Source organism: Candidatus Arsenophonus triatominarum (assembly GCF_001640365.1).
Classification (GTDB): domain Bacteria; phylum Pseudomonadota; class Gammaproteobacteria; order Enterobacterales; family Enterobacteriaceae; genus Arsenophonus; species Arsenophonus triatominarum.
In genome coordinates this window covers 13,963-38,441 of sequence record NZ_LWMI01000016.1, presented here as the reverse complement: position 1 = coordinate 38,441, position 24,479 = coordinate 13,963, and the positions used below count along the sequence as shown (strand labels likewise).

At 36.6% G+C, this 24,479-nt stretch carries 24 protein-coding genes, 1 other RNA gene and 7 pseudogenes; 14 read left to right on the top strand and 18 right to left on the bottom strand.

Annotated features, from left to right (window positions below; translation table 11 throughout):
- Positions 1 to 102: 102 nt before the first annotated feature.
- The 4 genes and pseudogenes from AYJ55_RS34680 to AYJ55_RS29170 form a co-directional block, all read right to left on the bottom strand.
- The gene (locus AYJ55_RS34680; protein WP_063657009.1) at positions 103 to 315 is read right to left on the bottom strand and encodes an iron-containing alcohol dehydrogenase; all 213 of its coding nucleotides are present in this window, start codon (positions 313 to 315) and stop codon (positions 103 to 105) included.
- Positions 312 to 668, bottom strand: coding sequence for a dehydroquinate synthase/iron-containing alcohol dehydrogenase family protein (locus AYJ55_RS34675; RefSeq protein ID WP_074168070.1), 357 nt, complete (start codon positions 666 to 668; stop codon positions 312 to 314). The genes AYJ55_RS34680 and AYJ55_RS34675 overlap by 4 nt, the downstream gene beginning before the upstream one ends.
- A gap of 4 nt (positions 669 to 672) precedes the next feature.
- Positions 673 to 965, bottom strand: a pseudogene (locus AYJ55_RS29175) (IS701 family transposase); the annotation flags it as partial.
- A gap of 174 nt (positions 966 to 1,139) precedes the next feature.
- Positions 1,140 to 1,395: pseudogene (locus AYJ55_RS29170) on the bottom strand (IS701 family transposase); the annotation flags it as partial.
- A gap of 251 nt (positions 1,396 to 1,646) precedes the next feature.
- On the opposite strand from AYJ55_RS29170, the gene AYJ55_RS14140 reads away from it, so the two are divergent.
- Positions 1,647 to 2,480: an SDR family oxidoreductase gene (locus AYJ55_RS14140; RefSeq protein WP_063657006.1), complete on the top strand. Its 834-nt coding sequence runs from the start codon at positions 1,647 to 1,649 to the stop codon at positions 2,478 to 2,480.
- 498 nt (positions 2,481 to 2,978) lie between these two features.
- On the opposite strand, the gene AYJ55_RS30865 is transcribed toward AYJ55_RS14140, so the two are convergent.
- From AYJ55_RS30865 to AYJ55_RS36095, 4 genes are read right to left on the bottom strand one after another with little or no spacing between them, the layout of a single operon-like run.
- A complete protein-coding gene (locus AYJ55_RS30865) occupies positions 2,979 to 3,122 on the bottom strand; it encodes a hypothetical protein (protein WP_187153276.1) in 144 nt (47 codons plus the stop codon).
- Positions 3,123 to 3,152: 30 nt separating this feature from the next.
- A complete protein-coding gene (locus AYJ55_RS29165) occupies positions 3,153 to 3,593 on the bottom strand; it encodes a transposase (protein WP_162505591.1) in 441 nt (146 codons plus the stop codon).
- Between the two features lie 4 nt (positions 3,594 to 3,597).
- Entirely contained in the window at positions 3,598 to 3,771 is a 174-nt protein-coding gene (locus AYJ55_RS36100) for a transposase (RefSeq protein ID WP_162505590.1), read from the bottom strand.
- Positions 3,768 to 4,052 (bottom strand): transposase zinc-binding domain-containing protein, encoded by a 285-nt coding sequence (locus AYJ55_RS36095; protein WP_425393814.1) that lies wholly within the window; start codon positions 4,050 to 4,052, stop codon positions 3,768 to 3,770. The genes AYJ55_RS36100 and AYJ55_RS36095 overlap by 4 nt, the downstream gene beginning before the upstream one ends.
- Before the next feature lie 422 nt (positions 4,053 to 4,474).
- Between AYJ55_RS36095 and AYJ55_RS14125 the strand changes: the two genes are divergently transcribed.
- The 5 genes and pseudogenes from AYJ55_RS14125 to AYJ55_RS14110 all read left to right on the top strand — a co-directional run.
- Positions 4,475 to 5,683, top strand: coding sequence for a serine hydrolase (locus AYJ55_RS14125; RefSeq protein ID WP_063657004.1), 1,209 nt, complete (start codon positions 4,475 to 4,477; stop codon positions 5,681 to 5,683).
- A gap of 291 nt (positions 5,684 to 5,974) precedes the next feature.
- A pseudogene (locus AYJ55_RS33270) lies at positions 5,975 to 6,444 on the top strand (transposase); the annotation flags it as partial.
- A 25-nt stretch (positions 6,445 to 6,469) separates the two neighbouring features.
- Entirely contained in the window at positions 6,470 to 6,835 is a 366-nt protein-coding gene (locus AYJ55_RS14120) for an IS630 transposase-related protein (protein ID WP_063653415.1), read from the top strand.
- On the top strand, positions 6,759 to 7,292 hold the full coding sequence (locus AYJ55_RS14115; protein ID WP_162505291.1) for an IS630 family transposase: 534 nt from the start codon (positions 6,759 to 6,761) through the stop codon (positions 7,290 to 7,292). The genes AYJ55_RS14120 and AYJ55_RS14115 overlap by 77 nt, the downstream gene beginning before the upstream one ends.
- A gap of 23 nt (positions 7,293 to 7,315) precedes the next feature.
- Positions 7,316 to 7,603, top strand: a pseudogene (locus AYJ55_RS14110) (transposase); the annotation flags it as partial.
- Positions 7,604 to 7,635: 32 nt separating this feature from the next.
- Here AYJ55_RS14110 and AYJ55_RS14105 read toward each other — a convergent pair.
- The 3 genes and pseudogenes from AYJ55_RS14105 to acrR all read right to left on the bottom strand — a co-directional run bounded on the left by AYJ55_RS14105 (position 7,636) and on the right by acrR (position 9,998).
- Positions 7,636 to 8,853 (bottom strand): annotated as a pseudogene (locus tag AYJ55_RS14105) (IS256 family transposase).
- Between the two features lie 114 nt (positions 8,854 to 8,967).
- Entirely contained in the window at positions 8,968 to 9,309 is a 342-nt protein-coding gene (locus tag AYJ55_RS14100) for a DsrE/DsrF/TusD sulfur relay family protein (RefSeq protein ID WP_063657002.1), read from the bottom strand.
- 53 nt (positions 9,310 to 9,362) lie between these two features.
- Positions 9,363 to 9,998, bottom strand: coding sequence for a multidrug efflux transporter transcriptional repressor AcrR (gene acrR, locus AYJ55_RS14095; protein ID WP_063657001.1), 636 nt, complete (start codon positions 9,996 to 9,998; stop codon positions 9,363 to 9,365).
- Positions 9,999 to 10,134: 136 nt separating this feature from the next.
- Here acrR and AYJ55_RS14090 point away from each other — a divergent pair, with 136 nt between their 5' ends.
- The 4 genes from AYJ55_RS14090 to AYJ55_RS14075 all read left to right on the top strand — a co-directional run bounded on the left by AYJ55_RS14090 (position 10,135) and on the right by AYJ55_RS14075 (position 15,607).
- Positions 10,135 to 11,319 (top strand): efflux RND transporter periplasmic adaptor subunit, encoded by a 1,185-nt coding sequence (locus AYJ55_RS14090; protein WP_063657000.1) that lies wholly within the window; start codon positions 10,135 to 10,137, stop codon positions 11,317 to 11,319.
- A gap of 20 nt (positions 11,320 to 11,339) precedes the next feature.
- Entirely contained in the window at positions 11,340 to 14,459 is a 3,120-nt protein-coding gene (locus AYJ55_RS14085) for an efflux RND transporter permease subunit (RefSeq protein ID WP_063656999.1), read from the top strand.
- 520 nt (positions 14,460 to 14,979) lie between these two features.
- Positions 14,980 to 15,324, top strand: a complete 345-nt coding sequence (gene tomB / locus AYJ55_RS14080) for an Hha toxicity modulator TomB (protein WP_063656998.1) — start codon at positions 14,980 to 14,982, stop codon at positions 15,322 to 15,324.
- A 79-nt stretch (positions 15,325 to 15,403) separates the two neighbouring features.
- Positions 15,404 to 15,607, top strand: a complete 204-nt coding sequence (locus tag AYJ55_RS14075; protein ID WP_032115134.1) for an HHA domain-containing protein — start codon at positions 15,404 to 15,406, stop codon at positions 15,605 to 15,607.
- 538 nt (positions 15,608 to 16,145) lie between these two features.
- On the opposite strand, the gene ffs is transcribed toward AYJ55_RS14075, so the two are convergent.
- An RNA gene (gene ffs / locus AYJ55_RS14070) (signal recognition particle sRNA small type) lies at positions 16,146 to 16,242 on the bottom strand.
- Positions 16,243 to 16,557: 315 nt separating this feature from the next.
- Positions 16,558 to 17,848: pseudogene (locus AYJ55_RS29145) on the bottom strand (ATP-binding cassette domain-containing protein); the annotation flags it as partial.
- A 117-nt stretch (positions 17,849 to 17,965) separates the two neighbouring features.
- On the opposite strand from AYJ55_RS29145, the gene AYJ55_RS14055 reads away from it, so the two are divergent.
- From AYJ55_RS14055 to AYJ55_RS14040, 4 genes and pseudogenes are all read left to right on the top strand, one after another.
- The gene (locus AYJ55_RS14055; protein ID WP_063655295.1) at positions 17,966 to 18,331 is read left to right on the top strand and encodes an IS630 transposase-related protein; all 366 of its coding nucleotides are present in this window, start codon (positions 17,966 to 17,968) and stop codon (positions 18,329 to 18,331) included.
- The gene (locus AYJ55_RS14050) at positions 18,255 to 18,788 is read left to right on the top strand and encodes an IS630 family transposase (RefSeq protein ID WP_162505291.1); all 534 of its coding nucleotides are present in this window, start codon (positions 18,255 to 18,257) and stop codon (positions 18,786 to 18,788) included. The genes AYJ55_RS14055 and AYJ55_RS14050 overlap by 77 nt, the downstream gene beginning before the upstream one ends.
- Before the next feature lie 257 nt (positions 18,789 to 19,045).
- The gene (locus AYJ55_RS30860; protein WP_187153275.1) at positions 19,046 to 19,213 is read left to right on the top strand and encodes a hypothetical protein; all 168 of its coding nucleotides are present in this window, start codon (positions 19,046 to 19,048) and stop codon (positions 19,211 to 19,213) included.
- 208 nt (positions 19,214 to 19,421) lie between these two features.
- Positions 19,422 to 20,461, top strand: a pseudogene (locus AYJ55_RS14040) (IS481 family transposase).
- 79 nt (positions 20,462 to 20,540) lie between these two features.
- Here AYJ55_RS14040 and AYJ55_RS14035 read toward each other — a convergent pair.
- The 5 genes from AYJ55_RS14035 to AYJ55_RS14015 form a co-directional block, all read right to left on the bottom strand.
- Positions 20,541 to 20,975: a regulatory protein RecX gene (locus AYJ55_RS14035; protein ID WP_063656994.1), complete on the bottom strand. Its 435-nt coding sequence runs from the start codon at positions 20,973 to 20,975 to the stop codon at positions 20,541 to 20,543.
- Complete coding sequence (locus tag AYJ55_RS14030; RefSeq protein ID WP_063656993.1) at positions 20,972 to 22,372, bottom strand: DUF6880 family protein; 1,401 nt, start codon at positions 22,370 to 22,372, stop codon at positions 20,972 to 20,974. Before AYJ55_RS14030 ends, AYJ55_RS14035 begins: the two co-directional genes overlap by 4 nt.
- A 281-nt stretch (positions 22,373 to 22,653) precedes the next feature.
- Complete coding sequence (locus tag AYJ55_RS14025; RefSeq protein WP_245677382.1) at positions 22,654 to 22,965, bottom strand: hypothetical protein; 312 nt, start codon at positions 22,963 to 22,965, stop codon at positions 22,654 to 22,656.
- A 762-nt stretch (positions 22,966 to 23,727) separates the two neighbouring features.
- Positions 23,728 to 23,976, bottom strand: coding sequence for a hypothetical protein (locus tag AYJ55_RS14020; protein ID WP_063656991.1), 249 nt, complete (start codon positions 23,974 to 23,976; stop codon positions 23,728 to 23,730).
- Between the two features lie 53 nt (positions 23,977 to 24,029).
- On the bottom strand, positions 24,030 to 24,479 hold the full coding sequence (locus tag AYJ55_RS14015) for an NfeD family protein (RefSeq protein ID WP_063656990.1): 450 nt from the start codon (positions 24,477 to 24,479) through the stop codon (positions 24,030 to 24,032).

The following is a 24,479-nucleotide window of genomic DNA, read 5'->3' as shown; positions in this document are numbered from 1 at the left end:
TTCTTGTTTTGAGCTTTATACTTCTTTTTTGGAGCTTGCGAAACTCGTGAATATAATTCGAAGATCACAATTCTCTAACAATAATTAGTTATAATATAAAGACTACATTGCTAATTGATAAATGGTGATCAAATCAGTCATATTAGCCTGAACAGGATTAGTGATACCGGTGGCACTTTTTAATGCGGCTTGAGCTAATTTAGCTAAATCACTATCCTGAACATTCAATTTTCTCAGTCCCGAAGGCAGACCAAGATCACAATTTAGCCGCCTTATTTCAGCAATACAAGCTTCTGCACCGCGTTGATCTGTCATATGAGCAAATCGAATGCCCATTCCATTGCACCAGCAATATTTTTTAACTTTTTTGCTACTACCTTCAGATTAAAAGCTTGCACTTGAGGCAACAAAACGGCATTGCAAATTGTTAACGGTTGATGATAAAAATGGCTCACTTGCCAGGCTAAGGTTTGTACATATCCCTGTGAAGCATTATTAAAAGCCATCCCCGCCAGAAACTGCGCATAAGCAATACTTTCGTGCGCCTGTAGATCTAATAAATAATTAACCGCTCGACGTAAAGCATTACTCAATATTTTTATCGCACTTAGAGCACATGTATCGGTAACAGGATTAGCTGCTGTTGAAATATAACACGAGTTTCGCACAAAACTAATTTGGGTACGTTAATAAAACACGGATGTGCTCAGTAATAGCATTTTTGATTACGTCCCAATTTTGTTGATAAAGGGTTATTTTTTCAGATATACGACGTTTATGTTGTTCAAACCACGCAGAAATAGCGAGAAAATATGATTTCTTTGCGCTCGGCTAGTGCGAGCCTGGCAGTGTTCAATACCACAATTTTGTTTAACTTCTCGATGATAAACTTCAATAGACCAAGGGGCATCCATGATAGATTTGACGTATTGACGGGTGGGATTGTCTTTGTTTGTTACTATCACGAGTTTCGCACCAATAAAAAAACGCTCTATTTTTAAGTTTAATTCAGCATAATATATAAATAGACAAAATCTTATAAATTAAAAACAACTTATTGTAATTTAAACAAATTTATACGTTTTAGTAACTTGCAAATTAACCATTGCTTTTAAGCCATTTCTGGAATTTTATATGCCTGTGCGAAACTCGTGTTGATTTCAGATTATCCAGGCTAGAATACCAGGCATCCATCACTACCGCTTCTGGTATGATCCCTCTTTTTTTAGTAAGAGCGAGCATTTCGGAAAAGTGCGTGTTTTTTGTTTTTCCATCAGAATCTTTATCATAAATACGATAATCAATAGGAATTGATTCAACAGTTGTTAGATTATGCCAAAGTAAATTAACTAAACCTATGCCAGCAATAACATCATGTTCATTATCTGAATATTGCACGAGTTTCGCACAGGCATATAAAATTCCAGAAATGGCTTAAAAGCAATGGTTAATTTGCAAGTTACTAAAACGTATAAATTTGTTTAAATTACAATAAGTTGTTTTTAATTTATAAGATTTTGTCTATTTATATATTATGCTGAATTAAACTTAAAAATAGAGCGTTTTTTTATTGGTGCGAAACTCGTGATATTAATAAGTAGGTAAGTATAATGTAACTACTGAGTTGATCGGAGGTGGTGAGATTTATGAAGAAGGTCGCTATCATTGGTTTAGGCTGGTTAGGATTACCCTTGGCACTTGAGTTAATGCGGTCAGGAATGGCAGTGGTTGGTAGTAAAACCACGTCAGATGGTGTAAATGCAGCAAGAATGTCAGGTATTGATTGTTACCAGCTTCGGTTTACGCCAGATATTGAATGTGAGGCCGAAGATCTGGAACAGTTAATGAATGCTACGGATGTGCTGGTTATTATGTTACCGGTCAATAAAACCGCAGAAGGTGGTATTGGTTATTTGAAGGCTGTACAACTTTTAGTTGATACTGCGCTTTCCTACGCTATACCACGTATTATTTTTACCAGTTCAACATCAGTATATGGTGCACAAAGTGGAACTTTAAATGAAGATGCTAAGCTATATCCTAATACCGAGGAAGGCAAAACGCTGGTTGAGGTAGAAAATTGGTTACACCAATTGCCAAATATATCGGTAGATATTCTTAGGTTGGCGGGTTTGGTGGGTGAAGCTCGACATGCAGGACGGTTTTTAGCTGGTAAAACAGCCTTAACAGGCGGAAATGAGCCGGTTAATCTTATTCATCAAGATGATATTATTACTGCGATAAAATTATTAATATTACGGCCAGAGGGTGGCAATATTTATAATTTATGCGCACCTGAACATCCGGTTAGATCATCTTATTATACTGCGGCGTTGCAACGGGTAGCTTTACAACCGCCGGAGTTTATTGCTGAATCAACGCCTATTATAGGAAAAATCATTGATGGTAGCCGTATTTGTAAGGAGCTTGGTTTTGAATATAATTACCCTGATCCTGGCAGTATGCCAATGAGTTTATAATTAGAGAATTGAATGTAAGATATATTTTGCAGCTAGGCTGTCTGTAAAATTGTAGGTTAGCGCCAAAAATTAGTTATTAAAGGCTTTTGGGCTGATTTATTTGTGCCATCGGCGAACAACCATTGCCTGAAGGAAGATTATCGGATTTTCTGCTTATGGCGAATAATTATATTATCTTAATTCTATCAACTGAAACAGTTGAAAATCTATTTTTTAACCTCAATTTGTGTAGTAGATCAAAGATAGCAATATTCTTTATGTTTTTTAGCTAACTTTAATCATTATAAGCTCTTTATAGTAGCATACTTGATGTATAAGAAATTAATATCCGAAATGGTTACTCATTAACCTACGCCATGACGAAATCCTCTTTATTTTCTTCCAAATTTTGCCAAAATTATGTTGAAGGTTGAGATAAGGAACGGAATAGATGGTTAAAAAACGATTAATTATTAATCAATTTTGAACAAAAGGATAGATCTACCCTGCCGTAAGTTTTTATCGCCACCGCAAACGAGCCAGATCATGGTGACGTGCCATAAGTTCTTTACGATTCAATCCAAAATTCATTCCTGCGAAAAGTAATTTTTTCCCACATGAGAGACAAGCAAGTGGATCGACTTTAAAGACGTGTTGATACATGTTTCGCCAGGTGACTTTTTTAGCGGGTTTTTATCTTGCTGGGCTAAAGGATAAACAACCTCCGTTAACATTTTTCGCATCCGTGTTGATGGACTTAAAAAGCCGTAATAGCGGATCATGTGAAACCATTTTTCTGGCACATGAGACGCGGGTAATAAATTCATCGGATGTCATGACCAGGTCTTCCTGTTTTTTCGTGCGGTGGCTCTTATAGCGTAACGTGATGTTATCTTCGCCGGAATAATGTTTTAAGCGACTGAGCGAGACAGGGGGGTTCTTTAGATAAAATTCGAGATAAAGGGTGACATGGGTAATATTGGAAAGAATATCAGAAAGATTAATATTCCACCCGCGCTTGTAGTGAGTGTTAAGTAATTGATTCCATGATGCTTTACTTCTTCCTTCAGCTTTAAGCTCATCGGGAATGGTGAGCGTGTAATAATGTTTTCTCAATAATGCCGTTATCGCCACATTGTCATAATGTTTTCGCGATAAAAGCTAATATCCCGCCAGGTATTTTTTTAGTCACCCCGCCGGCTGTGGTTGAAAAATGAATATGTGGATGCCATTTTTGGTCTCGTCCCCAGGTATGGATGGCAGTGAAAACGCCTGGGGTGATATTGAGGTCACGGCAGATGGTTAATATCAATCAGCGACTAATCGATTCATTTCACCGAGAAGCCAACGGTTGGTGCGAATAATGGGCCAATATTCACAAGGCATGGTAAAAGTGATGTGCTGCCAAGGAACTTCGGGTAACCAAGCTAGCGTATTGTTAATCCATTGTAGGCAAGCTTTGACGCCACAATGTGGGCAGCTTCGACTTTTGCAGGTAAATTTAACCCGTTTCTCAGAATTACATTGAGGGTCAGGATAGCGCCAAATTGACCACCCCATAAGCGAAGTGCCGCAAGCCACAATCTTTACCATGCACGAGTTTCGCACAGGCATATAAAATTCCAGAAATGGCTTAAAAGCAATGGTTAATTTGCAAGTTACTAAAACGTATAAATTTGTTTAAATTACAATAAGTTGCTTTTAATTTATAAGATTTTGTCTATTTATATATTATGCTGAATTAAACTTAAAAATAGAGCGTTTTTTTATTGGTGCGAAACTCGTGCCATGGTTTCCATCACAACAGTGCGGACACTATCAGGGGGTTGGCGATTAAGCCAATTGAGCCAGCGTTGACCAAATTGAAAAACATGACTAAAACGCGGCGACATAAAAGGGACCAAAAGATTGAGACAATAGGTATCGGGTTATACCAGTACTAACAAGTAATGACAAGCCGTCGCCATAGGCGACCATCTTGATATATTTTAATCAAAAAGCGCGGGAGATCGATAATGAAAAAGAGCTTGATGAAAATAATTAATCGTTTGACAACTGGATTAGGTCTATTATTTATTTTTGTTTCCTCGATAAATGTTCATGCCGATGGATCGCAGGTTACACCGCAACTTGATGTAAAAGCTTATGTACTGATGGATTACCATAGTGGTAAAGTTTTAACAGCCAATAATCCAGATGAACGTCTAGATCCAGCTAGTTTAACAAAAATTATGACCAGTTATGTGGTGGGTCAAGCGATTAAAGCGGGTAAAATTAGCGTTAATGATCTTGTCACCGTAGGAGAAGATGCTTGGGCAACCGGTAATCCTGTTTTACAAGGCTCTTCTTTAATGTTTTTAAAACCAGGCGATAGGGTTTCAGTGCTGGATTTAAATCGTGGTATTGTCATTCAATCTGGTAATGATGCTTGTATTGCATTGGCGGATTATGTTGCGGGTAGTCAAACTGTTTTTGTCGATCTCATGAACCAGTATGTTACCTCATTAGGCTTAAAAAATACTCATTTTAAGACCGTACACGGCTTAGATTCAGAAGGGCAATTTAGTACTGCCCACGATATGGCGGTATTGACTAAGGCATTAATTAGAGATGTGCCGGATGAGTATTTATTACACAGCGAAAAAGTGTTTACCTACAATAAAATTAAGCAATACAATCGCAATCGTTTATTGTGGAGCAAAAGCTTGCAGGTGGATGGGGTCAAGACCGGACATACCAGTGGGGCGGGGTATAATCTTATCACATCGGCAACGAATGGCCCAATGCGATTGATTGCTGTTGTGTTGGGCGCATCGAGTGATCGCATTCGTTTTACTGAAAGTGAAAAGCTGTTAAATTGGGGATTTCGTTTTTTTACAACCGTTGTTCCTGTAACGGCAGATAAGCCATTTACTACTGAAAAGGTATGGTATGGTAACCAGTCTACGGTGTTATTGGGAACTGAAAAAGATGCAGCAATCACTATCCCGAAAGGAAGAGAACAAGACCTAAAAGCGACCTATAGCCTGAACTCAGATTATCTCAAAGCACCATTAAGCAAAAATCAGGTGGTTGGGACAATTAATTTCTTTTTAAACGATCAATTGATTGATAAACGCCCGCTCGTAGTGAAACAAGCAATAGAGCAGGGCGGTTTTTTGAGTCGATTATGGGACTATATTGTTGTCACCATTTCCAGTTGGTGGCATGCATTATTTGGTTAAAACCGTTAGATTATAAAAAAAGACCTGTGGGTCTTTTTTTATATAATTAATTTTAATAAAAATAAATAGTTCACGAGTTTCGCACCAATAAAAAACGCTCTATTTTTAACCTGAGTTCGGGATAAGGATCCTAATTTTTTATCACATATTCAAATAGTTAACTTAAAATAATTAACCTGAGTTCGGGATAAGAAATAAAGTGAAAGTCTTGCTATTCAAATAGTTGAATGCGCATATTTCGTTAAAATACTCTAACAATCTGGTTAAAGAGTAGAGCATTGTTAAACAATTATGGAAAATCTTACTGAACTTTATTGCCTGATGGATGATTTTTGTAAAGACTTCGAGCCAAAAATGCATGAAATTTTGCTGAATAACGGTAGTAAGCGTCGTAGACGGTCTACTCAGCTTTCATTGGCTGAAATGATGACACAGGTTGTTTTGTTTCATCAACTCCGATTCAGCCAATTCAAGGTATTTTATCTCTATCATGTCCGTTTATATCTCAGGAAGGAATTTCCTAACTTGCCATCATATTCACGTTGCGTAGAGTTACTTCCGCGCAGTGCCTTTTAACGGCACTGTTTGAGTCAATTAAGGGAAAGTGCACGGGTCTGTCGGTTGCCGATTCTACTCCGATAGCTGTGTGTGATAACTTACGGATCCGCCGGCATAAAGTCTTCGATGGGATAGCTGAACGAGGAAAAACCTCAACAGGTTGGTTTTTTGGTTTCAAACTTCATGTAATTATAGCTAGGCGACTTAATTTTGATTACAAGGTGTGTTATGAGTTATACAATTGATTTTCGACGTAAAGTAATATCTGTAAGGAAAGCCGAAGGTTTAACAATTCGAGAAACTGCGAAACAATTCCGTATTGGAAAAGCGTCTTTAGTACGTTGGCTTAAACGACCAGAGCCAAAAAATTCAACGCCACGTAAGAGGAAGCTCGATAAAAATGCTTTAGCAAAAGATGTGGAACAGTATCCAGATGCTTACCAAAAGGAACGGGCAGAGCGATTCGGTGTTTGTAAAAAGACTATTTGGCAATCCCTTAAAAAGCTGGGATTAACCTATAAAAAAAACTCTATTCCATCCAAAAACCAACGAAAGCGACAGGCTGGCACATCAGCAAAAAAGACAACAGTATGAAAAAAAAGATAAATCTGTTGTTTTTATTGATGAAAGTGGTTTTTCACATGACACTCCACGAACTCACGGCTATTCCCCAAAAGGTCACCGTTGTTTTGGCCTGAAAAACTGGGGTGCTAAGGGAAGAACAAATGTTATTGGCGCTTTATTGGGAACAACCCTTTTTGCTATCGGATTATTTGATTGCAATATTAATCGTGATGTTTTTTATGTTTGGATCACAAAAATATTGCTCCCAGAACTTCCTGAAAATTCTGTTATTTTTATGGACAACGCTAGCTTTCACAAAGGTAAGAATATTGAACAGGCAATTATAAACGCAGGACACCAGATAGAATATTTGCCTGTGTATTCACCAGATTTAAATCCTATAGAACATAAATGGTCTCAAGCTAAACGTAAAAAGATGGAAACAGGATGCACTATCGATGACCTGTTTTTAATACATATGCTGTAATCAAAATTAAGTCGCCTAGCTATATCAATCATTTGGGGGAAATACTCAGTTTTCGACTTACACTAGGAAACACAGATGATCGGAAACCATTACCTGAGCTGATAAAAGATCTTTCTGGTTGTTTGTATGTGGATAAAGGGTATTTATCGGCTTCACTGAAACAGCAACTGAAAACAATGGGAATTAACCTTATAACGAATATCAAGAAGGAAATGAAGCCTGTTGAACAGACTTGTTTCGACAAAGCCATCTTGCGTCATCGTTCTGTCATTGAAACGGTATTTGATGAGTTAAAAAATCTTTGTCAGATAGGAGGGTGTTCATAATTCTGTGTAAGGGGATTTTATATTTTGATTATACCATCTAGGCGCCCTTTAAAATAGATGGACAATTGAGCAATGGTTAACGCCCAGTTACTAATCGGCATAGTCCATTTGTTGGATACCTGATTGATGCCAATATAGAGTAATTTTAATAAGCTGTTTTCATTAGGAAAAGCCCCTTTGGTTTTAGTTAATGTCCTAAACTGCCGATGAACCGCCTCTACTGCATTGGTCGTATAAATGGGTTTTCTAATGGCTTTAGGGTATCGAAAATAAGCATTGAGCAACTCCCATTTACTTCGCCAGGATTCGCACTATCGGGTATTTTTCACCCCATTTCGTTTCCAGTTCATCAAGTGCAAGCTCAGCAGCCGCTTTAGTATCTGCACGATAAACCGGCTTAAAATCAGCCATAAAGGCTTTTTGGTCTTTACTGGCAATATAACGTAATAACGTAAGCTATTGCGAATTTGATGAACTACGCATAGCTGAACTTCTGTCTGCGGGAAAATACTGGCTATCGCTTCTGGAAACCCTTTTAATCCGTCAACACAAGCGATTAAAATATCTTGTATACCACGGTTATGTAAGTCAGTCAGAACGCTCAGCCAATGATGTGCTCCTTCTGTTTCAGACATATAGAGTCCTAACAATTCCTTATGCCCATCGGTGGTTAGTCCAAGTACTGTGTAGATTGCCTTATTGATATAGTGACCATCTGTTTTATCTTGTAATGAATGGCATAGGGCATCGAGCCAGACAAAAGGATAGAGCGCCTCCAGAGGGCGTTGTTGCCAGGCTTTTAATTCAGGGAGTAATTTGTCAGTAATATGCGTAATAGCTCCATCTGATATTTCCAGTCCATATAATTCTGCAACATGTTTTTGAATATCACGATAACTCATGCCTAATGCAAATAACGATAGGATTTTGTTATCAATATCCTCTGATAATTTTGTCTGATTTTTCTTAATGAGCTGAGGCTCAAAAGCACCTGACCTGTCTCTGGGCGTTTTCAGTTCAAATTGACCTGATGTCGATTTAACCGTTTTTCGAGTATAGCCATTTTTACTCGTATCGATTGACGTTGTCGATAGGTAGTGTTCTATTTCTTCCTGCAGGGCAGCTTCGGTCAGCTGTTTTATGAGTGGTGTGAGTATTCCATCTGTACCGAGTAAATTTTTACCTGATTGTAATTGCTTCAACGCTTCATCAAAATTAAATGATTGATTTCTCATATGTCATACCTCTTTTTTTGAGTTTAAGATATGACACAGATTTTTGAACACTACCAAGAAATAGTTAAAAATCTCCCCTTAGGATTTCTTTCCTTGTCCCAAATATTATTATATCTAAAAAGTTAAAACTTTATTGGATGCTAATGTCCACTGAACTAAATCAACCAAAGTGCGGATGCTGACCCCTTTAATTAACAGTAATACAGTGATACCTCGTGCATCAGTACAAGTCTTACATAATTTTATTTCTACTTGCTGCGCAAGCAAGATTTCTAACATCTGTTTTAAATTATAACCATCAACTGGCTTTTGATTAACAAGACCTGCAACAACTGCATCAGACATTAAAAAATTTTTCATTTCAGTTGTCGCTGCCTGTTCCTTAACTGCAATCGCCAAACGTAGCGCATTAAAAAGATTTTCATCACCATAAGCGGCACCATTAGCAATAATCAAAAATAGGTTCTTTTTCTGACATCAAATATTCCTTAATTATATAATAAAACGTTTCAATTGTTTCTTATTGATGGACTGTATTTCATCATATCAATCATCGTATCCACATAACGAATCGCATTTTCTTTGATACTAAAACTATCTGGTACACATAACCAATTTTCAAATAGGCCGGTAATCGCTGCACGTATCATAATTGCTGCGCACTGGACATCGATATTGACAGGCAACTGTTTTTTTTCCACACAGGCACTTAACAGAGTGACTAATCTTTGATGGTTAATCATATAAATTTCACGCCGTAATTCAGCAAACTGTGCCATTTCACCTATCAATTCACATTTATGAAAAAAAATCTCAGTTAGCTCCCTGTTTTTAGTATCGTCAAAAAAAGTAAATAAAATATAATGTAATAATTTTCTCAATACAAAAAGTGGAGCATTGGGGTATTTTAACTGATACTTTTTCTGAGTTTCAGCTATTTGTTCATCAGTAAATTTACAAGCTTCAGAGAAAAGATCGACTTTATTTTTAAAATGCCAATAAATGGCACCACGAGTTACACCTGCAACCTCTGCTATATTAGACAATGAGGTAGATGAAACACCATACTTGGAAAATGTTCTAATTGCTGCATCTATTATTTCTTGACGAGTTATTTTCGCTTGTTGCTTAGTTTTTCGTGCCATTTTAACTTACTTTCCTATTATTGAAGTAAATTTACATACATTCATGTATGTTTGTGCAATAAAATAGGAGACTTATAACATAATAATTCACTAGGTTTCAGATTTGAAATTGATATTTGAATATTGAGGTTTATTTATGCAAAAAAACAGAGGGGTCTTACCTCTGGTAATATTACTACTCTCAAGCTGTTTGATCTTGACAGCATGTGGCGATAATTCCCAGCAAGGTAATATTGCACCTCCAACACCTGAAGTTGGTGTCGTGACATTGGAAGTAAAGCCATTGACAGTTACAACTGAACTGCCTAGCCGTACTAACGCTTTTCGTATTGCCGAGGTAAGACCTCAAGTAGAGGGTATTATATTAAAAAGAAATTATAAAGAAGGTAGTGATGTTGAAGCTGGAGCTTCTTTATATCAAATAGATCCTGCAACCTATAAAGCAAATTATGACAGCGCAAAAGCCAATTTAGCAAAAGCAAAATCCAATGCAGAAATTACTCGTTTAACTGTAAACCGTTATAAGCCTCTATTAAGAACAAATTACATCAGTAAACAAGAGTATGATACCGCAAACGCTAATTATGCTCAGGCATTAGCTTCTCTTAAGGCTGCTGAGGCGGCAGTTGAAACCGCGCGTATCAATCTTGATTATACCAAAGTAGCTGCACCTATTTCCGGCCGTTCCGGTAAATCAAGCGTCACAGAAGGTGCACTAGTCACGACTGGGCAAACTAATGCGCTAACAACCATTCAACAGTTAGACCCTATTTATGTTGATGTTACCCAATCCAGTGACGATTATCTGCGTTTAAAAAATGAGATTGCTAGCGGCAATTTATCTAAAGAATCACAGCAAGTAACTGTTAGTTTAAAAATGAATAATGGTGAAGTTTATGCACAAAAGGGTGTTCTTCAATTTTCCGATGTAACCGTTGATGAAAGTACGGGCTCTATCACAATGCGGGCTATTTTCCCAAATCCAGAAAAACAATTACTGCCTGGTATGTTTGTTCGTGCTGTTTTAGAAGAAGGCGTGAAAAAAAATGCGATCTTAGTGCCACAACAAGGTGTAAGTCGGACACCTCGTGGTGAAGCCCAAGTGATGATTGTTAATACCAATGATGAAGTCGAAACCCGTACGGTAATTACTGCGCAAGCAATTGGTAATCAATGGCTAATAGCTAAAGGACTAAAAGCTGGAGAGCGTGTCATTGTCATTGGGCTACAAAAAATCAAGCCTGGCATGAAAGTGGTTGCTAAAGAGACATCGTTAACTCCAATACAACAGAAAAATAAACTTTCTCCGCAAAAGTCTTAAATTAAGGGAGTCGATAATTAATGCCTCAGTTTTTTATAGAACGGCCAATATTCGCATGGGTAATAGCGATTATTACCATGCTTGCTGGTCTATTGGCAATTATCAAATTACCGGTGGCGCAATATCCAACCGTTGCACCACCTACTATATCGGTTTCAGCAACCTATCCTGGAGCTGACGCCACCACAGTACAAAATACCGTTACTCAGGTTATCGAACAGAATATGAATAGGATTGATAATCTGGTTTATATGTCGTCAACCAGTGATGCAATGGGTAACATGTCTCTGACACTTACCTTTGAAGCAGGAACAGATCCCGATATTGCACAAGTACAGGTACAAAATAAATTACAATTGGCCATGCCATTACTGCCCCAAGAAGTACAGCAGCAAGGCATCCATGTTAATAAATCTACCGGTTCTTTCTTGATGGTAGTCGCTTTTATTTCTAAAGATGGCTCTATGAATCAAGAGGATATCGCTGATTATGTTAACTCTCACATTAAAGATCCTATTAGTCGAGTAAAAGGGGTCGGTGAAACCCAGCTGTTTGGCACTCAGTACGCTATGCGGATCTGGTTAGATCCAGATAAACTTGTTAAATACAATATGGCCACTCAGGATGTTATCAATGCCATAAAAATTCAAAACAACCAAGTTGCTGCCGGTCAGCTAGGTGGCACACCACCGATCGCAGGCCAACGACTGAATGTTTCGATTATTGCTCAAACGCGGCTAAATAATGCCGAACAATTTGCCAATATCCTGCTACGAGTTAATCCGGATGGTTCTCAGGTTCGGTTAAAAAACGTTGCCGTCGTTGAGTTAGGTGCGGAAAATTATAGCATTCAAGCAAAATATAATGGCACTGCGTCAGCTGGTATTGGTATCAAATTGGCTACCGGTGCTAATGCCTTAGATACCGCAAAAGCCGTACGTGCTACGCTCGCTGAAATGGAGTTGTCTTTCCCTAACGGATTAGAGATTGTTTTCCCTTATGACACCACGCCGTTTGTAAAAATTTCAATTAACGAAGTAGTGAAAACTCTGATCGAAGCTATCATGCTAGTCGTCGTTGTTATGTACTTATTCCTGCAAAACTTCCGTGCAACCTTGATCCCTACGATCGCAGTTCCTGTTGTTTTGCTTGGTACATTCGCTATTTTGTCTGCGATGGGTTATTCAATTAACACGCTTACCATGTTCGCAATGGTGCTCGCTATCGGACTCTTAGTCGATGATGCGATTGTGGTAGTAGAAAACGTCGAACGTGTAATGCAAGAAGAAGGATTATCACCTAAAGAAGCTACCAAAAAGTCGATGGGGCAAATTCAAGGGGCACTTGTCGGTATAGCCTTAGTATTATCGGCGGTATTTATCCCTATGGCTTTTTTTGGTGGCGCAACGGGCGCAATCTATCGTCAATTCTCGATTACTATTGTCGCCTCAATGGTGCTCTCCGTTCTGGTCGCGTTGATCCTAACTCCCGCCCTGTGCGCCACAATATTAAAACCTATCCCTAAAGGTAGTCATGGTAAACAGACTGGCTTTTTCGGTTGGTTTAATCGTACATTTGAAAAAAGCGCGCATCACTGTACCAATAGTATTGGCCATATGCTTAAAGGCACGGGCCGTTACCTGGTTATTTATGTTATATCAGTTGCCGGTATGGCATTTTTGTTCCTAAAGTTGCCCTCTTCATTTCTTCCCGAGGGAGATCAAGGGGTACTTTTGACTATGGTTCAGCTACCACCTGGTTCAACCCAGGAACAAACAGTCGCAGTGCTTCATGATATTGACCAATATTATCGCACCAAAGAAAAAGCGAATGTTAAATCTGTCTTTACCGTAAGTGGCTTTGGCTTCGCAGGACAGGGACAAAACATGGGGCTTGCTTTCGTCGTACTACAAGATTGGAAAGAACGTCATAGTGCTGAAAGCCATGTTTCTCAAATTATTAACCGTGCCAATCTTGCCTTTTCAAAAATACAAGAAGCTATCATCTTCTCTTTCAATGTCCCTGCTATACCTGAACTAGGTACTGCCAGTGGTTTTGATTATGAACTTGTTTATCATGGTAATTTAGGCCATGAGAAATTAATGGCTGCTCGTAATCAATTACTAGGGCTTATCGCTCAACATCCTGATATATTGCAAAATGTTCGTCCTAACGGGCAAGATGATACTTCTCAATATCGTTTTTATATTGATCAACAGAAAGCGGAAGCATTAGGTGTTTCTATCAATGATATTAACGCAACTTTAAGTACCATGTTTGGCGGCATCTATGTAAATGACTTTGTTGATCGTGAACGCGTTAAAAAAGTTTATGTACAAGCCAATGCCTCATTCCGGATGTTGCCCGCTGATATTGAAAAACTTTATGTCCGCAATAATCAAGGAAAAATGGTACCTTTCTCTGCATTGATTGATCATAGCAAAGATCCATGGCTATATGGTTCACCACGTCTGGAACGCTATAATGGTTTACCTGCAATGGAAATCCAAGGTTCTGCGGCACCAGGGAAAAGTACCGGTGATGCCATGCTATTAATGGAGCAACTTACTGAAAAATTACCTGAAGATATTGGTTATGAATGGACCGGTATGTCTTACCAAGAACGTCTTTCTGGCAATCAAGCACCTGCTTTATATGTAATTTCTCTTATTGTCGTCTTTCTCTGTTTAGCCGCTTTATATGAAAGTTGGTCAATTCCTTTTTCTGTTATGCTAGTTGTACCATTAGGGGTTATTGGGGCATTACTCTTCACTTCAATTCGGGGATTAGAAAATGACGTTTACTTTAAGGTAGGTTTATTAACAACTATTGGTCTATCTGCCAAAAATGCTATTTTAATTGTTGAGTTTGCTAAAGACTTAATGGAAAAAGAGGGAAAAGGATTGATTGAAGCGACGCTAGATGCTGTCAGAATGCGTTTACGACCTATTTTAATGACATCATTAGCATTCATGCTTGGCGTTTTACCGCTCGTTATTAGTAACGGTGCAGGTTCAGGCACGCAAAACTCTGTAGGTACCGGTGTACTTGGAGGAATGATTGCAGCAACCACATTAGCAATCTATTTCGTTCCAGTATTTTTTGTCGTTATACGTAGACGTTTCACAAATAAATATTAGCTTAGTTAGATTATTAGTAATATTTCCATTAAAAGGCCAGATATTCTGGCCTTTTAAGTAAACATGTTTTTTAATAAATGAAAAATAACTCTAAATACATGACTAGAACTTATTTTTTAATAAAAAAATAAATAATAATAAAATAACACAGTAATACTGTAACTTTTTGTATATATTTAATATTTTGCTCTAGATTAGTTCCTTGATTAACATCATATAACAAAAAACTTTATACAGAGATAGTGACTTATGCGATAATAGTGCTATATTAATATCCAGTAGGTTGTTTGCTTTACTTTTGCTATACTCACATAAGTATAAATTTTATAAATTATCTACATTCTTCTGATTGTTTATCGACACCCATTTATAATTTTGGTAACAATCATAATTAATAGTGTTTTGATTTTTAAAAAAATAAAACAATATATTAATTCAATGGTAATTTCTTCATCTTTAGCAGTATTATGCAATAAAAATGAGTAATAACCCGTAATCTGTGGTTTAAATGGAGGTGATTATGGATGAGTACTCACCAAGGAGTTATGATATCTTAGTGCTAAAATATTTATGTGATGCTCTATATCGTGAAGCGATGTTAACTTTGCATAGGACAAAAAACCTTTGGAAAAATGATCTTGGTTCCAACCAAAGCGTTAAACTTAATGTATTAATTGATCATATCACAGATTTTATTGGTCAATTTAAATTAAAATATCCGAATAACGTAAACCTTTTTATTTTTATTGGCGAATATTTGGATGAAACTTATAACCTATTTGGTAAACCTGTAATGAGCCTAACAGATATTTCTGATTGGCAAAAAATGAATGAGCGTTTGGCTGAAATATTAACAAATGTATAAAATATTCATTAAGTAACACTTGACGCAACAGCCAATAACATTCATATTTTATATATCTATAATTTAAAGAAAGGAAATTATGACTAAAATTGACTATCTGAGGCGCTTAAGAAGATGTACGACTATCGAAACATTGGAGCGCGTAATCGAAAAAAACAAATATGAATTATCTGAAGACGAACTTGAATTATTTTATTCTGCCGCAGACCATAGGTTAGCAGAGCTCACCATGAATAAACTTTATGACAAAATTCCTTCGTCAGTTTGGAAATATGTTCGTTAATAAGTAAGTCTTTCCTTTATCACATAGGATATGGTTATAATTTTAGCGTTATCGGCTTTTATTAATAACTATATAGCTTAAAATATTCATTCATTGCACGGATAATTATATCATGGTGTTGCTTACGTTATTAGATTAAACAATGAACCATATTTATATTTTCACTTAATCAAAGAATAACCCTATAATTATCCTCACTCAACCACAACTCTTTTTCATTAATGAAAACCATGCCTAAACAATAACTATTTATGAAAACAATCAATGCAATGCTATTTATTTTTTAATTAATAATTCAATTGCATCATTAATCAAAATTCATAATTTCACATAATCTTATTTTTCAATAAAAACTAAACCAAAAGCTGGCATTTAGATTAAAATGAAAATTCATCAAATTAATTGAATTTTTTCTTTATATAAAAAACCAACCATATTGAATTAATTTAGCAACTTTCAACATAAAAACAATTTTTGTTAACTGGATTAATTTTATATGAAAAAGTATGAATATCTTAGAAGTGTTAAACTGGCGGAGTCCTGTCAGCGACATCCCTGCACATACACCCCTTGCTATGGCTGCTTCTTTCCAGACCTGACCAAGTTAACAAGTTAGCACTGCGGGAGAACCAACAGGACCCCATTGAATGACTCTATATGAACAATAGAGGCACGCATTATGCGCTATTCATATTCAAATAGCAAGAAAACAAAAATCAAGTGTTGTTTTCTCATTCAAATAGATAATATTAAACATACAAATAGTTTAACGTATATAAATAATAACAAAAAAGATTAAAGTTGATCTTATTTAAACAAAATAAGTATCTAATCTAGTATAATCTTAATTTACCAATCTTCGAAGTGATGAAAAAACAATTTTCAACATGAAATGTAAAAATATATTAATAAAAAATCCACAAATAAATAAGAATAAAATAGAAAAAAGATTAATTAACCACATCTAGATGTTTTACGCCATCAGTATGTAATAAATTACCAATTTGTTGCAATTGGTACATCTGAGCATAAAGCCCCGAGTGTCGTAATAATTGATTATGTTTGCCTTGCTCATCGATTTTACCACGATGTAAAACAAAAATTTTATCCGCGTCGATAACGGTAGAAAGTCGATGAGCAATAACGATTAATGTTGTCTGCCGACGAATTAACTGTAAAGCTTTTTGGATCGTTCTCTCAGTTCCTGAATCGACATTGGCCGTTGCTTCATCCAATATTAAAATTTTCGTCGTTCGTACTAAAGCACGCGCTAATGCCAATAATTGCTTCTGCCCCGCAGATAGAATATTACCTTCCTCGCCTAACAGAGTATTTAAGCCATTAGGCAATTTATATACCCAATCAACAAGTTGCACAGTTGCCAAAATATGCCAAACCTTCTGTTCTGAAATTTTTCTTCCCAGAGCGATATTGTCAAACAAAGTCGTCGCTAAAATAACCGGCTCTTGCTGCACGATGGTAATAGATTACGCAACACTTGGTGAGAAAGTGAGGATAACGGGCGTCCATCGAGTAATATTTGTCCTTTTTGCCATGGATAGTATCCCATTAATAAGTTAGTAATCGTGCTTTTTCCTCTACCTGTATGCCCAACTAATGCGACAAATTCGTTATCCTCTATCTGCAGATCAATATCATACAATACATATTTATCATCACGATAAGCAAAAGAAAGCTTTTTCATATCCACGCGCCCTGACAATAAAGGTAATTGATCACAGCCATAACATTGTCGAGGGCTATCTATCAATTCGAAAATTCTTTCTCCTGAAACTACCGCTTGTTGTGAGGTTAATTTAATTAATGGCTCATTTAAACGCCCAAGATAATTAATAAACGCGTACAATACCCCAACACCAATAACATCTATTCCCTTAAATCCAAATAATAGAATTAATCCACAAAGAGTTAGTGCAGAAAATAAATTCAATAGTGGGCGTAAAAGAATACTATCTAACTTTAATGCCTGCATCCGGGCTATATAGTGCTGGCGATTCACTGCTAACATTTTCTCACCAAATCGGGCTCGCTGCCTAAGTTGTTGAATAATAGTCATGCCGTTAATGATCTCATTAAAACCATCGTTAATATCAGCTAGGTAAGTACATACTCGACGAACAATTGGTGTACTTAAACGTTGATAAATTACCATGATCAAAAATACTACGGGAAAATTAAGCTAGCAACAATTGCCATTCGCCACTCTAACACGAATTTCGCACAAAACTAATTTGGGTACGCTAATAAAACACGGATGTGCTCAGTAATAGCATTTTTGATTACATGCCAATTTTGTTGATATAGCTAGGCGACTTAATTTTGATTACAAGGTGTGTTATGAGTTATACAATTGATTTTCGACGTAAAGTAATATCTGTAAGGAAAGCCGAAGGTTTAACAATTCGAGAAACTGCGAAACAATTCCGTATTGGAAAAGCGTCTTTAGTACGTTGGCTTAAACGACCAGAGCCAAAAAATTCAACGCCACGTAAGAGGAAGCTCGATAAAAATGCTTTATCAAAAGATGTGGAACAGTATCCAGATGCTTACCAAAAGGAACGGGCAGAGCGATTCGGTGTTTGTAAAAAGACTATTTGGCAATCCCTTAAAAAGCTGGGATTAACCTATAAAAAAAACTCTATTCCATCCAAAAACCAACGAAAGCGACAGGCTGGCACATCAGCAAAAAAGACAACAGTATGAAAAAAAAGATAAATCTGTTGTTTTTATTGATGAAAGTGGTTTTTCACATGACACTCCACGAACTCACGGCTATTCCCCAAAAGGTCACCGTTGTTTTGGCCTGAAAAACTGGGGTGCTAAGGGAAGAACAAATGTTATTGGCGCTTTATTGGGAACAACCCTTTTTGCTATCGGATTATTTGATTGCAATATTAATCGTGATGTTTTTTATGTTTGGATCACAAAAATATTGCTCCCAGAACTTCCTGAAAATTCTGTTATTTTTATGGACAACGCTAGCTTTCACAAAGGTAAGAATATTGAACAGGCAATTATAAACGCAGGACACCAGATAGAATATTTGCCTGTGTATTCACCAGATTTAAATCCTATAGAACATAAATGGTCTCAAGCTAAACGTAAAAAGATGGAAACAGGATGCACTATCGATGACCTGTTTTTAATACATATGCTGTAATCAAAATTAAGTCGCCTAGCTATACCAAGCAAAAAAAAGACCAGCGCAAGGCTGGCCAACACCAGGTAAAATGTTACTGTTAACAAACACACAACGTTAACAATACTACCATAAATAACCTTATAAAAATTAATGTTTTGATCAACATTTACATTCATGTAATCAATAATCGGAGTAATCCTATGAATAACATCCACGAATACCGAACAACGTTACATCATGTCAAAGCAGGGATGCAGGTTATTTATCATGGTGAGGTGATGAAAATAATTAGATTGAAGGAAAAAAAATTAACAAACAAAGGATTGATATATCAATTCGATACCGATGAAGAAAGCGGAATATTAACCGGAAATGGCGGTAATAAAATCACTGTCTTAGAAAAAATAGACGACTTACATAAAAGTAAAAGCTGGTATATTTAACAGGAGATGAAGTGAAGTATGACCTGATACTCGCAGACCCACCTTGGCAATACCAAAAAAAGCATCAAACAACGCAGCAAATAAATCCTAATACTCTACCCCGCAAATTATATGTATTAGTCTTAACTTAATCCGACAATTCTGATTTAAAAAAGAGCGTTACCGGTTTTAATTAACATCATTAGATAATTAAATAAAAGGTAATTCTATGTATCAAGCAAATAATCCTATCATCAAACATAAAGTCGGGTTACTTAACCTCGCTGAAGAGCTTAATAACGTCTCAAAAGCCTGTAAGATTATGGGGGTATCCCGAGATACGTTTTATCGCTACCAGGAACTTGTTAACGATGGTGGGATAGACGCTTTAATTAATCAAAATCGACGGGTGCCTAACGTAAAAAATAGAGTAGATGAACAGATTGAAAGCGCTGTAGTCGAGTATGCGATTGAATACCCTGCACACGGTTAACACCGCAGTAGTAATGAACTAAGAAAAAAAGGCATTTTTGTTTCGGGGAGTGGCGTTCGCTCTATTTGGCTGCGCCATAATCTCGAAAATTTTACAAAACGCCTAAAAGCGCTTGAAGATAAAATCGCAACAGAAGGAATTATCCTGTCAGAATCACAAATCAGTGCTCTAGAAAAGAAAGCGCAAGATGATGAAGCCTGTGGTGAGATTGAAACAGCGCATCCAGGTTATCTGGGTTCACAAGATACTTTTTATGTCGGTCATTTAAAAGGCGTTGGTCGTGTTTATCAACAAACTTACATTGATACTTACAGTAAAGTCGTTCATTGTAAGCTTTACACAACAAAAAGCGCGATAACGGCGGCAGATTTATTAAATGACAAGGTTCTCCCTTTTTATTCCCAGCATGGGTTACCGGTGTTACGTATACTGACGGACAGAGGCAGTGAGTATTGTGGTAAAGTTGAACATCACGATTATCAACTTTATCTCGCTATCAATGATATTGATCATACAAAAACTAAAGCTCGTTCACCTCAAACTAATGGGATTTGTGAACGCTTTCTAAAACTGTATTACAAGAGTTCTATCAGGTGGCTTTTCGTAAGAAAATCTATAGGGCTTTAAATGAATTACAAGCTGATTTAGATAAATGGTTAGCGGAATATAATAACCAACGCACTCATCAAGGAAAAATGTGTTGCGGTCGAACTCCTATGGCAACTTTACACGATGGAAAACAACTTTGGAGAGAGAAAGATTTAAATCAAATTTAACCTGACAGGTACTGTATAAATAACCGGTAACTGTCAGATTAAGTCTGAGCTACTACAGATAACTGCAATTTGTCATATCTTAACTCAACGCTTCAAATATCATGTCCATCGTATACCCCTTGTACTGAAGATATCTGATTTGTTTATTTTTTTCCTTTGAGTCGCTTGGTAAAGCTTCGCCAAACTTCCTAACTCTGGCTTCTTTAGCTAACACATACCAGTCAATATTACCTTTCTCAATTTCTTGCTCTATTAGTGCTTGAAGAAATCCTTTTTGTCGAATTTCTTGTTTTATACGCGTGGGGCCATGTAATTTTTTGATATGTTTGTCAAAAAGATAGGTGATAAATTCTGCATCATTGAGATAATGATTATCTGTCAGACGACACAAAACGTGTTCTACATCGCCTGTTTTTTCGGCTAGTTTGGCCAGCTGTCTCTTCATATTGCCAGAGGAGTAATTCTTTTTTACCAGCAGAGATACCGCATAATCATACAATTCCTGTTCGGTCATGGCAGGTTCCTTTGGTAGCAAATCCCTTTTTTACCCACCGTTAAACCCTTAATTTTTTCTTCCATCAACGGCCAGAGAGCTGTTTTTCGCTTATGTTTTTCGTAGAGCGTCGTAAGGTAGGCTACTGTTCCCTGGAATTGCAAACTTTCTTCCAGACCTTTGCTGTAATCGATAGATTTTTTCATGTCTGAAGCGGCATAGCTGTAATATTTACTTTTCGCTTGATTAATAGCGTCCTCGACCAGAAAACGGCGTAATAGCGTAGCAGCAAGGGCATGGCCATGTTTATACAGCGTACTGGATAATGTTCGGATGAATGAGTTTGTTAGGTGAACAAGGAAATCGGCTAGTTTTTCTTTTGCCGTGGCGGTAATGCATTCGGCGATTAAATCAAATCGCTCGATATCTGAGGCAAAAGCGATATACCGCTCAAGCCCTTTCTCTTTTGCAATACTCAGGAAGTGCTGAATATTATCGCTTTCTTCCCTACAGGCCTTTGTGTATAGTCGATAAAAACGGGTTTCACATCGTAAAGAAAAGGCATCAATCGCTTTTTCTTTCGCTTCCTCGTTTTTTCCATCTTCAATCAGTGCCGTAATTAATAGTTCATTCCATGTCGTTTTATCTACATATCGTTTATCGCTTGGTTTCTCCATGCTTAACAATAATTCAACGGCTTCATCTGTTCTTATCTCTTCTATCAGTAATCTTGCATAATCAAAATAGTGTTCAGAATGACAGAATTCACCTTTTTGAAAGGCTATTGTCAGAAAATCGATATCTCTTATTAATATACTGATGTCTAATGCTTCCCATGGGCGTTTTTTTTGATAAAACATATCCCGAATTGTGCGTAAAACCCCTGTACTTAATAAGGTACGGTATTTTTTGAAAATCTCAACGCCAAAATAAGGTTCATCCACAACAAAATCAAAAACTTTGTTGGCAATGAAAAATGGGTCACTATTTTTTTGAGCGACCACTGATTTCACCCACGCATCCAGCAGAACAGAGTAGTAGTCCATCCAGCTTCCGCTAGATGAGTCTGTATTTTCACTGAATTTATCAAACTCAAGCATGATTTTTGCACTCAAGCTTTCTACCTGTTCTGGGAGTGTGTCCGCTACCTTCTCAAGTGGCTGTGCAATACTGCGTGTTAGCTCATCATAAAGGGCATCCGCTTCGTAGTAATCATAAAAGTGTTTACTTTTATTTTGTCGGTTATATTCTTTTTCGATGTTTTTGAGTATTTCCTGATCAGATAATAAATACCCGTTTACCAGTGCAGCTTTGGCCAGTTCATTATCCTGTATAATGTAATTTATCACGTTTAATAATTCTTCATGACTCATTCCATTTAACAATTCATTTTGTTTTTTATTAAGTTTGATTGCCATCTTCCCTCCATAAACACTTTTTTAAAAGAAAGAACGAATACGTTATTCACAATAACTAAACGCCGGTATCATAATAAATAGCGTCAACTCTCGTTCACAAAGTTCTAAAATGCAAAATCGGTTGGCTGATGTCGAAAACAGCTCTATCAGTAGCTCTTATGTATAACAAAAAATAAACCAAGTAGCACAAAATGATTTAGAATTTCATCTCCTTTGATAATTTGCTATAAATATTTTATGTTTTTATGCACAGCGAGCCAATTAACACAGGTTAAGAAAAATTAGAGCCATTTAGTTTCTGATTTCCAGCCCTTTTGATTCATGCAATGATAAAAAAACTGCCGACGGCTATCTTTGTTAACATCAATAACATAACTATCTATCTCCGGTATTAATACCGTTTGATATTTTTCTTTTTTTTGCCAAATCTCATGATGCTTAACATGAGTTCTTTGCGCTACTTCATTTTTTACAGGAAATTTATTCTCCGACTGTTTTTCGCAAAAACTTTTTGCGAGAGAAAAATCTTCAGCATTGAGATTTATCCTTACCCATTGGCTCGAACAACCAGAGATGAGTGTTGCTAATACCATAGCTGTTAATGCCCTCTTCATATTCATTCCTCACTTTCAATAGATGATTTTGCAAATTTTGATGAGAGTTTATCAAAAAACATGAAAAATCGCAGTGGTAGCCCCGCCGCGCCTGCCCGCTAAAGGTGTCGTTTTTTGTGCAGCTGCACAACGCCACTCAGCTTAGGCCAGTACTGGCCTTTTCGGTGATTTCAAGTGAGCAAAAACTTGTGCAAATTTGTGCATTTTTGTGCAAATCCATGCACTTATTTTTTAATAAAAACAAAGATCACTAAAACAAGAAGAAAAAGCCTTTTTGATATTTAACATTTTAACAAAATAATAACTTATTTTGCGCTAAAAAAAGGGGATATGCGTCGGAAAACGGTTACAACAGTTACAACACGCAAAAAAAGGACTTAACTCTATAATTAAAATACTATTTTTTTGTAACCTTTAAACGGTTACAGGGGGTTACAAAACAGAATAAAAAAGTTACATTGTTATAAATCAATAAGTTAGGTTTTCAGTTTTAAATGTTTTGTAACCGTTACATGTAACCCCGTTGTAACCGTTTTCCGACGCATACCCCAAAATTTTGAAAATATATAATGGCGATTAAATAATGCATAGTTATGTTAAATAAATATTAATATTTATTTATGATGAATATCTTGTTATTTTTGCTGTGAGTTAATCGCTCGTGGTCATGTCTGGAAAATATCGCTAAACGATATTGCTTAAGTCGCTTAGCGAATTCAAAGAGATATTGGTGATAGGTAACTAAGGAAGAAATTTTTTAAGTTTATTCTCTAAAGATTTTACTTTATTGTATTCTGTTGTAATCAAGTTAAACTTATCTTCAATATTCATTTTGAAAGATAACCCTAGACTTATTATTGATAAGATAAAAATTATCATGATGATAAGTATTAATCCTGATAATAAGTTCCTGCGTTTTATATTATTTTTTATTTCCTCAATATCTTTTTGAATATCAACTAATGAAATTTCTTTTTTATCTTCGGTCATGAATTTACCTTATCGATAGTTAATTTTATTTATAGTCAAAGAGAAAGGGTAAGCTACTTGATGACTGGTTTAACGTTCAGTGTATTACCATTAATGAAAATGACTTCCACTTCAGTACCTGCACTCAGTTCAATACTACAATAAATACGCCAACTGCCATCTGCAACGCTCACACGACTATAACCATTATGAGTCGGTTCGATTAGCGTTGCTCGTAAGCCTATCATTTGTTGATCCCGTTGATTTAACATTCCTTGCTGGGGTTTACTCATTTTATTTAACCAATACCACCAAACAAATACAGTAACGACCGTTAAAACTGAAAAAAGCAAGCCTTGAAATACCCAACTGAAGGGGATAAGCCACACTAAAATACCAACGATAACAGCAGCAATACCGCTCCATAACAGATAACCGCCTGCACCTAACATTTCAGCTATTAACAGCATGCCACCAAGTGATAGCCAAAACCCGTATGGATTTGCTGCAATCTGTTCAAGCAT